This is a genomic window from Methanolobus psychrotolerans, assembly GCF_002243045.1.
GTDB lineage: Archaea > Halobacteriota > Methanosarcinia > Methanosarcinales > Methanosarcinaceae > Methanolobus > Methanolobus psychrotolerans.
This window is the reverse complement of the sequence record NZ_MBKP01000041.1, coordinates 1-15,403: the sequence shown is the minus strand read 5'-3', so window position 1 is coordinate 15,403 and position 15,403 is coordinate 1. Positions and strand designations below refer to the sequence as shown.

Annotated in this window: 16 protein-coding genes; 10 read left to right on the top strand and 6 right to left on the bottom strand. The window is 42.2% G+C overall.

Going from position 1 to position 15,403, the window contains the following annotated elements; translation table 11 throughout:
* Nucleotides 1-38: 38 nt before the first annotated feature.
* From BB781_RS12320 to BB781_RS12310, 4 genes are all read right to left on the bottom strand, one after another.
* Entirely contained in the window at nucleotides 39-926 is an 888-nt protein-coding gene (locus BB781_RS12320) for a DUF3267 domain-containing protein (protein ID WP_094228784.1), read from the bottom strand.
* A gap of 357 nt (nucleotides 927-1,283) precedes the next feature.
* On the bottom strand, nucleotides 1,284-1,463 hold the full coding sequence (locus BB781_RS12315) for a CsbD family protein (protein ID WP_094228783.1): 180 nt from the start codon (nucleotides 1,461-1,463) through the stop codon (nucleotides 1,284-1,286).
* Between the two features lie 166 nt (nucleotides 1,464-1,629).
* The gene (locus tag BB781_RS16370; RefSeq protein WP_277985500.1) at nucleotides 1,630-1,752 is read right to left on the bottom strand and encodes a hypothetical protein; all 123 of its coding nucleotides are present in this window, start codon (nucleotides 1,750-1,752) and stop codon (nucleotides 1,630-1,632) included.
* A gap of 69 nt (nucleotides 1,753-1,821) precedes the next feature.
* A complete protein-coding gene (locus tag BB781_RS12310) occupies nucleotides 1,822-1,977 on the bottom strand; it encodes a DUF1328 domain-containing protein (RefSeq protein ID WP_094228782.1) in 156 nt (51 codons plus the stop codon).
* Between the two features lie 953 nt (nucleotides 1,978-2,930).
* Here BB781_RS12310 and BB781_RS12300 point away from each other — a divergent pair.
* Complete coding sequence (locus BB781_RS12300; protein WP_094228780.1) at nucleotides 2,931-5,924, top strand: chemotaxis protein CheB; 2,994 nt, start codon at nucleotides 2,931-2,933, stop codon at nucleotides 5,922-5,924.
* A 60-nt stretch (nucleotides 5,925-5,984) separates the two neighbouring features.
* Here the strand turns inward: BB781_RS12300 and BB781_RS12295 are convergent, their stop codons facing one another.
* Nucleotides 5,985-6,770: a helix-turn-helix transcriptional regulator gene (locus BB781_RS12295; protein WP_094228779.1), complete on the bottom strand. Its 786-nt coding sequence runs from the start codon at nucleotides 6,768-6,770 to the stop codon at nucleotides 5,985-5,987.
* 256 nt (nucleotides 6,771-7,026) lie between these two features.
* Between BB781_RS12295 and BB781_RS12290 the strand changes: the two genes are divergently transcribed.
* Genes BB781_RS12290 through BB781_RS12280 form a run of 3 tightly spaced genes read left to right on the top strand, consistent with a single transcriptional unit; the run spans nucleotide 7,027 to nucleotide 8,650 of the window.
* The gene (locus BB781_RS12290) at nucleotides 7,027-7,275 is read left to right on the top strand and encodes a glutaredoxin family protein (protein ID WP_094228778.1); all 249 of its coding nucleotides are present in this window, start codon (nucleotides 7,027-7,029) and stop codon (nucleotides 7,273-7,275) included.
* A gap of 5 nt (nucleotides 7,276-7,280) precedes the next feature.
* Complete coding sequence (gene trxB, locus BB781_RS12285; RefSeq protein WP_094228800.1) at nucleotides 7,281-8,195, top strand: thioredoxin-disulfide reductase; 915 nt, start codon at nucleotides 7,281-7,283, stop codon at nucleotides 8,193-8,195.
* Nucleotides 8,196-8,230: 35 nt separating this feature from the next.
* The gene (locus BB781_RS12280) at nucleotides 8,231-8,650 is read left to right on the top strand and encodes a DUF2111 domain-containing protein (protein WP_242492657.1); all 420 of its coding nucleotides are present in this window, start codon (nucleotides 8,231-8,233) and stop codon (nucleotides 8,648-8,650) included.
* Nucleotides 8,651-8,658: 8 nt separating this feature from the next.
* Here the strand turns inward: BB781_RS12280 and BB781_RS12275 are convergent, their stop codons facing one another.
* Complete coding sequence (locus tag BB781_RS12275; RefSeq protein ID WP_094228777.1) at nucleotides 8,659-8,874, bottom strand: hypothetical protein; 216 nt, start codon at nucleotides 8,872-8,874, stop codon at nucleotides 8,659-8,661.
* Nucleotides 8,875-8,968: 94 nt separating this feature from the next.
* On the opposite strand from BB781_RS12275, the gene larB reads away from it, so the two are divergent.
* The 6 genes from larB (at nucleotide 8,969) to BB781_RS12245 (ending at nucleotide 15,229) form a co-directional block, all read left to right on the top strand.
* Nucleotides 8,969-9,754 carry a nickel pincer cofactor biosynthesis protein LarB gene (gene larB, locus BB781_RS12270; protein WP_094228776.1) on the top strand — a complete coding sequence of 262 codons (786 nt, stop codon included), beginning with the start codon at nucleotides 8,969-8,971 and terminating at the stop codon, nucleotides 9,752-9,754.
* 50 nt (nucleotides 9,755-9,804) lie between these two features.
* The gene (gene larC / locus BB781_RS12265) at nucleotides 9,805-10,989 is read left to right on the top strand and encodes a nickel pincer cofactor biosynthesis protein LarC (RefSeq protein ID WP_094228775.1); all 1,185 of its coding nucleotides are present in this window, start codon (nucleotides 9,805-9,807) and stop codon (nucleotides 10,987-10,989) included.
* Nucleotides 10,990-11,086: 97 nt separating this feature from the next.
* Complete coding sequence (locus BB781_RS12260) at nucleotides 11,087-11,983, top strand: serine/threonine-protein kinase RIO2 (RefSeq protein ID WP_094228774.1); 897 nt, start codon at nucleotides 11,087-11,089, stop codon at nucleotides 11,981-11,983.
* 32 nt (nucleotides 11,984-12,015) lie between these two features.
* Nucleotides 12,016-13,995, top strand: coding sequence for a DUF460 domain-containing protein (locus BB781_RS12255; protein WP_207205285.1), 1,980 nt, complete (start codon nucleotides 12,016-12,018; stop codon nucleotides 13,993-13,995).
* A gap of 43 nt (nucleotides 13,996-14,038) precedes the next feature.
* Nucleotides 14,039-14,650 carry a molybdenum cofactor guanylyltransferase gene (gene mobA, locus BB781_RS12250; protein ID WP_094228772.1) on the top strand — a complete coding sequence of 204 codons (612 nt, stop codon included), beginning with the start codon at nucleotides 14,039-14,041 and terminating at the stop codon, nucleotides 14,648-14,650.
* 36 nt (nucleotides 14,651-14,686) lie between these two features.
* Complete coding sequence (locus tag BB781_RS12245; protein ID WP_242492656.1) at nucleotides 14,687-15,229, top strand: hypothetical protein; 543 nt, start codon at nucleotides 14,687-14,689, stop codon at nucleotides 15,227-15,229.
* Nucleotides 15,230-15,403 lie beyond the last annotated feature (174 nt).

Below are 15,403 nucleotides of genomic sequence, written 5' to 3'. Positions count from 1 at the left end.
AAAAAAGGAAATGGAGACATTTTGAAACAGGTTCATCATTATCCACTCATGCCAGGTGTTTCCAGCTCACATGTTTTGATAATCGCGTAAACCAATCCGGCAATAACACTTATTGCTAATATTGACAGGGGGAAGAAACTGAAACCGAAACTGTCCTGCGAGCTATGAAATTCAAATATCGTGTAAAGACTATTCGTGGGTCCAATTGCAAAAGATCCCACTCCTAAAATATCCAGAACTATTGGCGCTATACTCATTAAAATACCCAGCGCAAAAAAACAGAGTATGAAGACTTTGAAAAATCTGGAGCCAAATCCTGCTGTAGATAGATTAATGGGTTTATCAGTTTCTTTGCCATAAATTATCAGCCCGGTTTTTTGATCTTCCAGAAATACATGTTTCGGATATCTCAATAGATTGCGTGTCACCCACAAATCGCCCACTGCCCCGGAAGCATTTACTACAAAAGGGATGAAAATCCAGTGCGCGATCAATGGGAAAGCAGCCATTAAACCAATCCCAACAAGGGAGATCAATATCAACGGAGCAATAGAGATCACAATGAACTGGTTGCGTGGAAAAACAGTTTTTGTAGTAGTGTAGAAATAGGGGAGAATGAAGTGAGCAATGCCCACACCATAATGCGGCTTGCCACCATATCTTGATATAAATATGCCATGTATGAGTTCGTGCAGTATCAATGTACCAAGGAAGAGAGCTACTGAAATCAGAATTGTGCCACTTGTGAATTCAAAGTTAAAATCGCTTCTTCCAGTAAATAATGTAGATAGTGAAATGAAAATAAATCCAAATGCAAATAAAGATAATGTCCCCATGCCAAGTAGTGTAACTACAACTTCTTTTGACACTTCTAATTTTCCAATTTCTTTATGTCCATCGAGGTTGAATGATTGTTGTTCTTTCATATTAATCCCTAACAATCAGTTACGCAGAGTCAGTGCGGCCGATTTCTCAATCAGTGTGTTCTCCAGAAGATATCTACCAAATTAACAACCCGGGCGCTCAAACGTATAAGGAATTCATTGGTCATCGGTCAAGGAGATTTTTTTGCCTGTTTGCTATCGATTTTATACCTATACCAAATACCTGGTGTAAATTATGGTCAATTTTCATGAAATCAACGCCAAGTTCCAGCATATAATTGGTTCGAATTCTTGCAAACTGTTAAAGAAGTTAAGATGATATGTGTAATTATCTTCTTAACCGATGACACATGATACAGAATTAGGCAACTGGCTGCAGGCGCATAATACGCCGCTGTTTTACTTCCCCAATACCTTCTTGATATGACCTACCTTTTCTTGTGCTTTGCCTTTGGCCTTTTCAACCTTACCTTCGGCTTCCAGGTGGGGATTATTTGTGAGTTCACCTACAGTCTCTTTGACCCCTCCCTTCACTTTGTGAATCGTTCCTTCCACTTTATCCGTTCTGCTTGTTTTCATGATACTCGCCTTTTTATAAAGTTTCTTTATATTCCATATATTCCAATAAGTGATTTACAATAAGATTTTCAGAAGGTTATTCCTTCTACGAATCTAACAACTTAAAGCGCTTGATGTTACATCTCTCAATGAGATACATAAATCCTCAATGAGATACATAAATCTCTTATTTTTTCTTTGGTTCTAAAGTGACATTCTTCAGATCATTCGAAGTGACCTTCTTCAGATCATTCGAAGTGATCTTCTTCAGATCGCTCGAAGTGATCTTGTTCAACTGTTCTTCTTTCATGTTGTTACCTCATGTTGCTACTCATTAAAAAATAGTTGATCCGTAGTGGCTATCAGCCATAGGATCCCATCACAGGATGAACGTTACTATCGCCAGTATTACAAAGATTACCACAAGCCACTTTGCGATACCCATCGAAAATCCGGCAACCCCACGTGCACCCAATACATAGGCAATAAAAGCCAGTACCAGGAATATAATAGCTAGTCCTATTAAATTTGCCATATTCTACCACTCCTTACATATTTAACGTTATATTTCTGATGATATTAGATCAGAAGTATCTATTAGTCGCTATTTGAAGAGCTTCGTTAATAGGGGCTCTTAAATTAGGTCCCATAAATCCAGTTCTATTTGATATCCTCATCAGTTATCCTTCCAAAACACCTTTATAAAAAAATAGTGGAAGTTAGTACTCCCACGAATCCATAGTTATAGGAGGACGGATTTTATGTGGAGGATTTTTATGTGGAGGATTTTTATGTGATGGACCTTTCATTTTTTAATAGATTCCGATACGACTTTCTTAATCTATTTGCTTTTTCCATTTCTTCTGCTTTTGTTCCTTCTGTGTTCTTTATTATTGCCATGTTACCATTGCTCGTGAGGACAGAACAGATGAATGATTCTTTAAGAATAAACTTGTTTCAAAAATCCTACTTTCCTTTTTTGACTATAGAGGTTGGTTGATATCCTACAGACTTACAGGAAACGATTTTTGAAACAAGTTATGTACCCCCAATTGCTTGAGAACTCTCCAGTCCCCAACCCATATATATGCTCAATTGAGACCGACGTTTCTTTCTCAATCTTACAATTATATAATATGTTGTTTGTCTACTTAACACAAATGTAACAAAACATATCACGCACTCTCAAATTATAATGGCGTTATAATTTTCAACAACGTTACTATATATTCTGCAGATCCAATCATTAATAGAAAGTATCTTCTTTCAAAGTGGAGACACTAATGCGAATCAATTTGGAATCAATGAATTAGTTGTAACACTATGAATGGACAAATCTATGTGATTCTGACAATTGACAAAATTGTGAGACATCTGCGGAGTATAAGTACTAAAGAGAATTATTGAATATTATGTTGGCACTGATTTATATCTTGTTTACTTTCATTGTATGTATTACAACTGTTATGGGTCTAAAAAGGTGAGCATATGGTCAAAAGTAAGAAAAACACAGACAAAGAGAAAACAGAACCTGCAAGCGAGAACCAAATGCAGCATTCGGCAGAAACGTCTGTCACTGCTCATCCTGCCTCAGATACATTTGTAAATGTATCTCCAAATGAGAAAATTCTCGTTGTAGGTATTGGTGCATCGGCTGGCGGGCTTGCTGCGTTGGAACAATTCTTTTCAGCAATACAAGCAGATACAAACCTGGGTATGGCCTTTGTCGTCGTGCAGCATATGGCACCTGCCCACAAAAGCATGCTTTCTGAGATTATCAGACGTTATACAAGGATGGAGGTTTATGATGTCAAGGACGGGATGGCTGTTAAACCCGATTGTGTATACATCATCCAACCCAACCGTGATATGATAATAATGAATGGTATTCTGCATTTGATGGAACCAGCTGAGGCGCATGGCCATCGTATGCCGATCGATTCTTTCTTCAGGTCTCTGGCTTCATATCAGCAGGATAGGGCCATTGGAATTATACTTTCGGGCACTGGTAGTGACGGCACACATGGTATCAGGGCTATCAAGGCTGAAGGTGGTATACTAATGGCACAGGATCCGGAATCCAGCGAATACAATGGCATGCCTTTAAGTGCTATTGAAACCGGCTTAATAGACTATATCCTGAAACCGGCCAAGATGCCAGCTCAACTCCTTGATATGATATCACACATATTCGGGGAGAAGCTCGATCCTTCCTTCAATGCCGAAGAGGCGATGAAGACGATCTTCACTCAATTGCTCACTCAAACAGATCACGATTTTTCCCAATATAAGCAGAAAACATTAGACCGCCGTATAGGGCGTCGCATGGCTGTCAACGATATCAAAAATCTGGACGGGTATGCACGCTATCTGCAACATAAACCGGAGGAGGTGAAGGCACTTTTTAGTGACCTTCTGATCAATGTTACAAGTTTCTTCCGCAATCCAAAGGTTTTTGATGTACTTCAGGAGCAAGTAATCCCACATCTCTTTGTCGGCAAGTCTCCGGATGAATTCGTACGTATATGGGTGGTCGGCTCTTCCTCCGGTGAAGAGGCATATTCCATCGGCATCCTGCTTAAGGAGTACATGGATAAATTGAAGCAGACTTTCAAAGTACAAATCTTCGCCACTGACATTGACAGCCCAGCCATCGAGCAGGCCCGCAAAGGCGTCTATACCTCCAGCATCTTAACTGATGTCCCACCTGATAGACTGAAACGTTTTTTTATTTACGATTCCGATCTCAACACCTACAGAATCCAGAAAAATATCCGTGAAATGGTTATCTTTTCCGAACAAGATGTAATCAGAGATCCGCCATTTTCCAAACTTGACTTGATCAGTTGTCGCAACCTGCTGATCTATATGAACAAGGAATTGCAGAAAAAACTCATTCCTATGTTCCATTATGCGCTGAATCCCGGGGGATTTCTCTTACTTGGCTCTTCCGAGAGCATTGGGGAGTTTTCGTACCTGTTTGATACGCTGGATAAACAGTCTAAACTATATCAATGTAAAGTGGTTTCTGGTGAATACAACTTTTCAATAGGAACATTTTTCTCTTCACCCCTTGAAACCGGTGTATCCAAGCGGCCTTCTGGCAAGCTTCCGAGTGAAAACAAACTCCAAATGCGTGAACTGACCGAAAGGAAGTTGCTGCAACAGTACGCCCCTGCAGGTGCGCTGGTCAATGAACACGGCGAGATCCTCTATCTTCATGGTCGTACCGGCCTCTATCTTGAACTTCCACCCGGTGAACCTGGTTATAACATCCTGAAGATGGCCCGGGAAGGATTGCAGCAGGCATTGACCACAACTCTGAGCAGAGCAGTGACTCAGAAAAAACAGGTCGTTCACTCCGGGATCAGGGTCAAAACCAACGGGGACTTTACAACCGTAGATCTAAAGGTGCAGCCAGTGGAAGAAGCTATTGATAAAAAATTGTACCTGGTAATTTTTGATGTGCCGCCAGAGCCAAATCCGAACCAAAGAGAGAAGGAGAACTCAATGAATGAAGAACAAGGCGTTGCTGAGAGTGCGGATGGAGAAGAAAGCGTTTCAGCTCTGAAAGAGGAACTCAGAACCATGGAAGAGTATCTCAGAGCTGTTAATGAAGAACTGGAAGTCTCCAACGAAGAGCTAAGATCTTCCAACGAAGAGATGCAGTCAATGAACGAGGAATTGCAATCTACAAACGAGGAACTGGAAACCTCCAGGGAAGAATTACAATCCCTTAATGAGGAATTGTCTACTGTCAATGCTGAACTGCAATCCAAGGTGGCAGAACTGTCAGAAGCCAATGAAGATATGAATAACTTGCTAGCCCGCACTGGTGTGGGCATTATTTTTGTGAACAATCAATTGCTTATCCAGCGCTTTACTCCTGCTGCCACAAAGGTGATAAATCTTATTCCTACAGATGTGGGACGTCCTCTTGAGCATACCGTTTCAAACCTGTTAGAATATAACATGATACCGGACATACAGGCTGTGCTGGACACCCTGGTCCCCAGAGAGATTGAAAGTCACACCCATGATGGGGAGTTGTACATTGTAAGGATACAACCTTATCGTACTTTGAAAAATAGTATTGAGGGGGCAGTCATCACATTTATGAAGCAAACCGAGGCACTGAACCGCCTGGCTACCGTGGTGCGTGACTCGGGAGATGCGATAACGCTGCAGGATATGGAAGGCCGTATCCTTGCATGGAATCCAATGGCTGAGCAGATGTACGGTTGGAGCGAAACCGAAGCACTGACTATGAATGTCAGTAGAATAGTCCCGGAGAACAAGAAAAATGAAGCTTTGGCTTTATTGAAGACGCTTGTTCAGGCCGAAGTTCCAAAACCTTGCCGAATAAAAAGGTTAACCAAAGACGGCCGGATCGTAGATGTCTGGATGACGGCTACCCCTCTGGTAAATGCAGATGGTAAAGTGTATTCAATTGCGACCACCGAGCGAAAGGTCAAATCATAAGGAAGGTGAAAAGTGGACCATGCTTTTGAGGGCTAATCCCCTCAAGATGCCATGATACATCTATATCTCAATTATGGGTGTGGACTGTCGCCTGTAATATTCGAATAGCTCTTTTCCCCACTCAAGTGCAGCCGGGCTGCAAATGAGCATTTTTTTATTGTCAGATTTACCTTCTTGTGTGAATAATCTGAAGTTAATGCATTGATCTGCCAGAATAAAAGATACAAACTCAAGACTTTTAGGATACACGTAAAATGAGATAAGGTTGATATCAATCAATTCTTTAAAGTCATCATAATATTCATGTTTGATCTTCTCGTAGACTTCCGGGGACATAATTACTGATACATCTACACCCTGCTCGATCACCTCTGCATAGAACTCGTGAAACATAGGGTGTAGGGTAGAGGTAATCTGTAACATGTATTTCGACGTTATGGCTTTTTCAAGAAAATCCGTATCAGAATCAAAGAAATCACCAATGGGAATGTCAATCACATTGCAAGAGCCAAGCTGCGGTAATTTTTTAAGAAGATAGGTTGGAATAAAATCTATGAAATGGGTTCCTAAATAGTCACGATTCTCACCAAACATGTCCGTAGTGCGCAGAAAAACTATCATTTCCTCAACGATCAATTTTCCAATAGTTGTCAACTGATAAGTATCTGCATCTTTAGTTATAAGGTGACTTTCTTTCAAAATTCGTAACTGTGGAAGTAGCGCTGTTCTGTTAGTCTTCAGTGACTTGACGAGTATTTCCATTTCCTTAGGGCCATCCAGCAATAGTAAAAGCACATTTCTCCTCTTTTCAGATGCAAGTAGTACTTCAACAATTGGCTTTTTCAATAAGTCACCATCCTCTTAGCAATAAATAGATGTCCTGTCATATAACAACTGTTATGTATAGTTTGAAGATATAGATAAGTTATTAGATTCCTGCAAAGTTATTGAGAGGCTATCAAATTAGCTCCTAAAAATCTTGTTCTAATTTGATGGTCTCACATTAATACATTCATTGGTTAAATTAACTTTTCACAGTCATTAATTTGATATACTCTACTAGCTAATAGAATAATGACCAATAAAAGGAGTGTGGAATTATATGGTAAAAGTTACTTTGGTTCATTCTGAATGGTGTCATTTTTGTCCGACTGCAAAGAAAATATGGCGAGACTTGAAAGAACAGTGTGATTTTGAGTACGAGGAAGTAGAACTGGACACTCCTGAAGGAAAAGAGCTTGCAAAAAAGTTTAAGATCCGTTCAATACCTACTACGATCATTGATGACAAGGTTGCTTTTGTGGGTGTTCCTGACAAACAACAGGCAAGCAATGTTTGTGATAATAGTTGATCGATATGCATGATCTTATTATCATCGGAGGAGGTCCTGCAGGACTGACTGCAGGCATCTATGCAGTACGTTATGGTCTTGACACCCTTGTGCTTGAAAAGAATGTAATTCCCGGGCAGATATCAACTGCGGATACAGTTGAGAACTATCCTGGTTTTTCTTCAATATCCGGCATGGAACTGATGCAGAAGTTCAGGGACCATGCAGAGCACACTGGGGTCAGGATACAGAGTGCTGATGTAAAGATTGTCAGGGATGAAGGCAACAAAAAGGTTGTCATAACAGATGATGGCGAGTATGAGGCACTTGCAGTGATAATCGCAACCGGGGCAAATCCCAAACGACTGGGAGTTCCGGGAGAGGACAAATTGCTTGCAAAAGGCGTTTCTTACTGTGCTACATGTGACGGTCCGTTCTTTGGTGGGCAGGAAGTAATTGTTGTAGGCGGTGGTGAATCTGCAGTTACGGATGCCCTGATACTCTCAGGTATTGCAAGCAGAGTCTATGTTGTACACAGACGTGACGAACTGAGGGCTTGTTCTATTCTTCAGAAAAGGGCTTTTGGTACAGAAAATATCAGCTTCATATGGGACACTGTTGTGCAGGAAATAAAGGGCGATGAACTTGTTGAAAAGGTTGTCCTGAAAAACATGAAGACAGGTGAACTTACTGAGATGAATGTCGATGGCATTTTTATCTACGTAGGTATCAACCCTAACACTACAATGGTGGATGTTGACAAGACAGATGTGGGTTTCATTAAGACTAATGACCGGATGGAAAGTTCTGTAAGAGGGATATTTGCAGCTGGTGATTGCCGCAGAACTTCTGTGTGGCAGGTTGTCACAGCAGTTTCTGACGGCGCAGTAGCCGCCATATCTGCGCATGAGTACATCACATCTATAAAATATGACCAATAATTACTTTACATTCACTTAAAGAAGGTGACTCAAAAATGATGTGCGATGAAGAATTTAATGGTGCAGTTTGCCTGAAGATATGCTCAGACTCTACGGCTGATGACCTGGAACCGATAGCAATTGCAATACACTCCCTTCTTGGGATACCAATTACCATTCGTAGTCTTAATTGTAAAGGGATCAGGATGGAAAGAGGGGAAATTGTTGACAGGGAATATACCGGTCCGATCCTGGAAGAAGTCATCAGGACAAACCACATGATCAGGACTGTGCCTACAGATGGTACATACAGGGGTAAGTCTGTTGTAGTGGCACCTATCAGGACAGTTCAGGGAGAAGCTATCGCAGCAATAGGCGTTGTAGATATTGTTGCAGCCCTTGACATACTTTCAATGTTCAGGGAGTATCCTGGCATAATAGATGAGGTGGAAGACTCAAGAAGAAAAATGAAATGAGTTTTTCATTATTTTAAAAATTCTTTCATTTTCTGATATTTAATTGCCTTGCTTATTACAAAAGCTACAATAGATATTGACACTGCAAGCATTATTACCATCAATAAGTTCCCGTTTTCTGCTGCCTTCATGAGGCTATAGAAAAGAAAAGCACTCAAAAACATGCCAATCACCAGCAATATAGCTGCTGGCATACTGTAAATTTTCCCAAGTGGTCCTTCCATAGTTGGTACAACATTTTATCCATATTATAGTTTTCTATTCATTTCCTCGGTTTACCCTTAAATACCAGTTCATCCAAAATAGATGCGAGTAGAAATGGACCTGAAAAGCATATTATACAAGCTTAAGAATGAAGAAACGGACATGGAGACTGCCGAGTCCCTGATCCGTTCCATGGGATATGTCCCTGTCACAGATATTGCCAAAATAGATATTTTCCGCAAGCATCGCACAGGTATAATGGAAGCGATACTTGCTGAGGGCAAGGATCCTAAGGATGTTGTGGAAATAGCAAAAGCGCAGGTTGCTGCAACCGGCAGGGTGCTTATTACAAGGCTAGGTGATAAGCACAGGGAAATGCTAATCTCCAGTTTCAAGCCTGAAGAACTTGAATGGAACCTGCACTCCACGGCTGCTGTGGTCCATAACGGCACTCCTGTGCCAAGGACCGGTGGCATTGTTGCGATAATTACTGCCGGTACTGCTGATATTGACGTTGCGGAGGAGGCAAGGATGGTGGCATCCGAAATGGGATGTGAGACTATCGCTATCTATGATGTAGGAGTTGCCGGATTCCACAGACTTATCAGTGAAATGCAGATATTGCAGGAGATAAAACCGGATTCCATTGTCGTTGCAGCAGGAAGGGAAGGTACTCTGCCTACCGTTGTTTCAGGACTTATGGATGTTCCTGTAATTGGGCTTCCTGTATCTACAGGATATGGTGCCGGTGCAAAGGGTGAAGCTGCCCTGCTTTCGATGTTACAGTCATGTTCTGTACTTTCTGTTGTTAACATTGATGCGGGTTTTGTAGCAGGTGCCTTTGCTGCAAGGATAGCTAACATGGTTGCTGGGGCAAGGAACGCTAAGCATCAGAAATGACCGCTTGTTTAATGTTTACAGTTTGAAATATACAACTTAGGTGTGATAACATGAAATCCCTTATATTCGATCCATTCTCAGGTGCAGCCGGAGATATGATCCTTGGAAGTCTCATCGATCTTGGTGCAGATGGCTCAAAGATCCGTGAGATCATCGAATCCGCAGTAGATGTATCGGTCTCTGTGGACCGGGTTAACAAGAAGGGGATCGATGCCACTGACGTTCACATACATGTACCACATGAAGAGCATTCAAGACATTATCATGAGCTTGTTAACATCATCAAGGCTGCCGGACTTCCTCCTCAGGTTGAGAAGAGTGCCCTTGATGTTTTTGAGATCATGGCAAAAGCGGAGTCAAAGGTCCATGGCGAATCACTGGAAGAGATCCATTTTCATGAGGTAGGACAGAACGATGCTCTTGCAGATGTTATTGGCTCCTGTGCAGCCATCCATGAGCTGAATGTTGATTCCATATTCTGTACTCCTGTTAATGTAGGCGGTGGCAGGGTAAAGGCTGCACATGGGACAATGTCTGTACCGGCACCTGCAACCCTTGAGATCTTAAGGTCAGGCAGTCTTCTCTCATATGGGATGGGCAACCGGGAACTACTCACACCAACTGGTGCCGCTTTATTATCATATTTTGCAAAACCCATTGAGAATCTCCCCAAAGGCAAAGTCCTTTCAGTTGGATACGGAGCAGGAGATGCTGATACGGAAGATCCGAATGTACTGCGTACTATGCTCATGGAAGTCAATGATGTGTTGACTAAGGACCATATCGAAGTCCTGGAAACCAATGTAGACGATGTTACAGGTGAGGTTCTGGGAAATCTGTTTGACAAGCTGCTTGCTGCAGGTGCCAGGGATGTTGCCATCACGCCTACAATAATGAAAAAAGGCAGGTCCGGTCATATTATCACAGTAATCACAAAGTCAGAGAACAGTGAAAGGATTGCCCGGGAAATTATGAAGGAAACCGGTACTCTGGGAATACGTGTCATCCCTACTGTACATCGTTTTGTGGCTGACCGCAGGATGGATAAAGTTACTCTATCTGTCACAGGTGAGGAATTCACCGTTGCCGTGAAGATAGCACAGGACCGGACAGGCGAGATACTGCACATTTCCGCCGAGTATGAGGACTGCCGCAAGGTTGCTGATAAGGTTGGTCTGCCGCTGAAGGAAGTTATCAGGCGGGTCGAGGAAGAGGCGTGGGGGAGGTTTACGTAGGATTTTCGTCATGTTTTGTTTTTGACCATTTTCTTCTTTCATTTTGATATTCGTTCTACCACAAACAATCTAAACCATCCCGGCAATTAGAGAGCAAATGATAGACGACGTTGTGAAGTTATTCAAGGAACTGGACAGTAAGGACCTGCGCATACTGACCGGTATTGAGATCAGTATGAAGGATTTCGAATGGGTGCCGGTGGAGGAGCTAATGAAGTACACCCGCCTGCCGTATTCTTCCCTCGAATATAAGCTGAAATCACTGATAAGGAATAATATGGTAATTGGAACCAATCAGCCATATGAAGGTTACCAGATATACTTCGATGGTTACGATGCCCTTGCTCTTAACACACTGGTAAAAAGAGGAACCATCATTGCCATTGGTGATGAGATCGGTGTTGGAAAGGAATCTGTGGTCCACGAAGCTGTGAAAGAGCCGGCACTTGGCCTGGGAGAACCACAGGGTGTCATCCTGAAGTTCCACAGGGAAGGCAGGACCAGTTTCAAGAGTGTCAAAAGATCACGCTCCCATCTTGATGGCAAGGAGCATTTCTCTTGGATATATGCCGCAAGGCTTGCCGCAAAAAGAGAGGCAGAAGTTATCCGAAATCTGTACCCGGATGTATCTGTACCAAAGCTACTTGATAACAATCGTCATGCACTGGTTATGGATGTTGCAGAAGGGACCCTTCTTTACAGAACAAAGCTTTCAGAGCCACAGTGGTTCCTTGATGAGATCCTCAGGCAGGTAGCTATCGTTTATGAAAAAGGTTACATTCACTCAGACCTTAGCGAGTACAATATCTTTGTGAACGATGGCCTGGTTCAGTTCATAGACTGGCCACAGTGCGTGGAAACAAGTCACCCCCATGCTGATGAGTTGCTTGAAAGGGATGTTTCAAACGTACTGAAGCACTTCAAACGGAAATACAACATCAACAGAGATCTGGGTGAAGTTATATCGCTGATAAAAAGTGGTGTGGAGTCATAGATATATCTTATTAACGACATAAAATAATCTGTATGCAAAACGGTGTCATATACGGCATTGACATAGCAAAGGGTTCTTCAAGGGCACAGGAGGTTCCAAGATATGCCGTTGCCGTTCTCAAGGATGGGGAGATCACCCACCACACAATGGTCCGGCTTCACAGGATACTCCGTATGCTGGGCATGGATCGTCCTGATTACATTGCTGTTGACAATATTTTTGAACTTGCAGCAAATAAACAGGAGCTTATCCGTTTTCTTGAAAAACTTCCTGAGAATACAAAACTGGTGCAGGTTACCGGAGGTGTCCGCCAGAAATCCTTGCTTCGTCTGGGGCAGGAACATGGTCTTTCCTTTAATCAGTTCGACCCAATTCAGGAGGCTGAAACCTGCGCTATTCTTGCAGGCCTGGGTGTAGGTGATGAAGTTTCCCTCTTTGAAGATATCACCCGTATAAAAGTGAGCCGTGCCCGTTCCCTCGGCAGAGGCGGATGGAGCCAGAACCGCTATCGCAGGAAAGTCCACGGGGCTGTCAGGGAAAAAAGCAGGGAGATCGAGAACATCCTGCGTAAATTCTCCCGGGAGACCGGTTTTACTTTTGCAGAACGTATCACAGAAGGCTTTGGTGGCTATGTGAGGGCCGAATACATTGTGAACACAAGGCGTGAGCGTGTCCCGGTCAAACCGTCTGTCAATGCTGATGTGCAGGTCACCGTCAAAAGTGTGGAAAGGGATAAGATCCAGTACCTTCCGATCAAAAAGTCAGGGAGGAAATACACAATTGTCGGGATTGACCCCGGAACAACAGTTGGAATTGCAATCCTTTCGCTTGATGGGGAACTGCTTCTCTCTAACAGCATACGTGGTATATCTCATGATGAAGTTGTCCGAATGATTGCGGAGTATGGAAAACCGGCAATTGTAGCTACAGACGTTTACCCTACACCATCGGCGGTTGAAAAAATACGCCGCAGTTTCAATGCGGTCATCTGGACTCCCGGAGGAGAGATCAGGTCTGAAGACAAAATAGCACTTGCACGGCAATTCGGTTATTCCAATGACCATGAGCGTGACTCACTTGCTGCGGCACTGACCACATACAAAGCATATAAGAATGTTTTCTCAAGGGTTGAGAAAAGGGCTCCAAAATATCTTGATATTGACAGGATTAAGTTTCATGTTATCAACGGTGACTCCATAGAAGAAGCCATTGAAAAGGTTGCATCTGAGTCCAGGATGCAGGTAAAGGTCAAACCAGAACCCGAACTGACAAAAGAAGAACTTCCTGATGTGGATGGGCATATAAAAAAGCTGCGTGAGGAACTTAACCAGAAGAATTCCCAGATAAAGCAGCTCAAAGAATATGTTGCGGAGCTGAAATACGAATCCGGACAAAAGGACAGGTTCATTGAGCACCTGGAGATACGTATTAATAAGGTAAAGAATTCCGTTTACCGGCAGGTGAGACAGGAAAAAGAGATACATATAAGAGACAGTGAGATAGAACGTCTCAGGAAGGAAATTTCCAAAACACAAAAATCATTGCGTAACCAGCGCAAACAGAACAAACGCCTCAAACAGATACGCAAAAAAGAATTGAGGGGTGAAGGACTTCCTGTTAAAATAATCTCATCTTTTACCAGAGAATCAATAGAACACACAAAGGAGCTTTACGGTATAAAGGAAAATGATGTTATTTACCTTGATGACCCCAGCGGCGGTGGCCCCATGACCGCTTCATTGCTGGTTGAATCTAAGGTAAAAGCTGTGCTCATTAGTGAGGATATGCCACATGCTGCGCTGGAATTCTTCTATGATGGCGAGGTTCCGGTACTAAAGGGTATACAGATCCACCGCATTGATGATCTTGCCTCTGTGGACCCTGGGTTACTTAAAGATGCCATTGGTGTGTGGAAAAAAGAAGCCGATGAACGACGTCGGAAAAAAGAACATGAACAGGTCCAATCCATTCTTGAAGAATATCAGAGTGAACGCAGGAGGGGGCTTGCCTGAACCCGGGATACCTGCTTGAAAACGAAACAAGAGGTCAATATTAATGATAAGGTCTTCACTCCTGCTGGCAGGTGGACTTGGAACACGTCTCAGTGGCAAGGAAAAAGCATTGATGGTGTACCAGGGAACTACTTTACTTGAACGTGCCCTGAAGGTACTTGATAACGTGTCGGATGAGGTGCTCGTATCCCTGAGGGATAATGACCAGATGCAGCAGTTCTCCGGATACCTCGAAGAAAGGAAAGTAGTGACTGACAAAATAAGAAATGCGGGTCCGCTTGCTGGAATGCAGGCAGGCTTTGAAAGAGCTTGCGGTGACTATGTTTTTACAGTGGCATGCGATATGCCATTTATCAGTGAAACGTTAATTGACATGATGTTTCATATGGTGGGGGAGCATGATGCCCTGATACCGATCAGTGAGAACGGCATCAAAGAGCCTCTGCATGCAGTATATCGCAGAGGTGTGATGCTGGAGGCAATTGAAAATGCTATGGACGAAGGATACAGGAGCATACTTGCACCAGTTTCCTCTCTGGAAAATGTTCTGTATCTGGATGCCGTCGTTATTCAAAAAATAGACAAAGACCTTAAGAGTTTTGTCAACATTAATACTCCATCAGATATGATGAAACTGGATAACTGGCATCCGTAAGATTTGTAATTGTTCTGCCAGCAGGGATGTGTCAGGATGATAGACAATGGTATTATTATAGAGAAAGCCATCCGGAGAATTGCAGATGAGTACGGTTTCGACATTGGAACTGTAGAAAATGCTCTTATTTTTTCAGATGAATCACTGGATATTGATGCAATGGTCAGTGAAGGTATATTCTGCTTCAGGGGCCCAAATGATAATGTCAAATATGATAATGCATCCATATGCGTTTCAAATAAGATACTTTCAAATACAAAAGTAGCAAAGACCCTTATCCCTCTGATCGGTGAGAGAATACGTAAGTGGGACCATGAAGATATAAGTGTCCTCTTGTCCTTGTTAAAAAAAGTAGTTACAATAATGGAACTGAATCCTGATGAATATCCTTGTCTTCAGGCTTGCAGCATCAATCCTGCAGAATTACCTTCCGAGAAAATACCAAAAGATATCGGTGAAAGATACTGTATATGGGCAATGGACAAAAAAGGAATGTGCCTTGTAGGCATCGATGCTAACAGGATGATGCATATAGATGATATAAGAAAAAATCCAGAAGATGAAACTTTAGTGTGCTAATTGGTTGCGAAAATCACAAAGTTCGTATTTTATTAGTTTAGTTATTATATTTTTAATATATATCATTGTTATGTATGAATAATTTCGATAACTTAATAAATATGTTATGTACATTAAGGAAATGCAAAAACTGAGAATCTATTGCTGTAATATATATATATATATATATATATA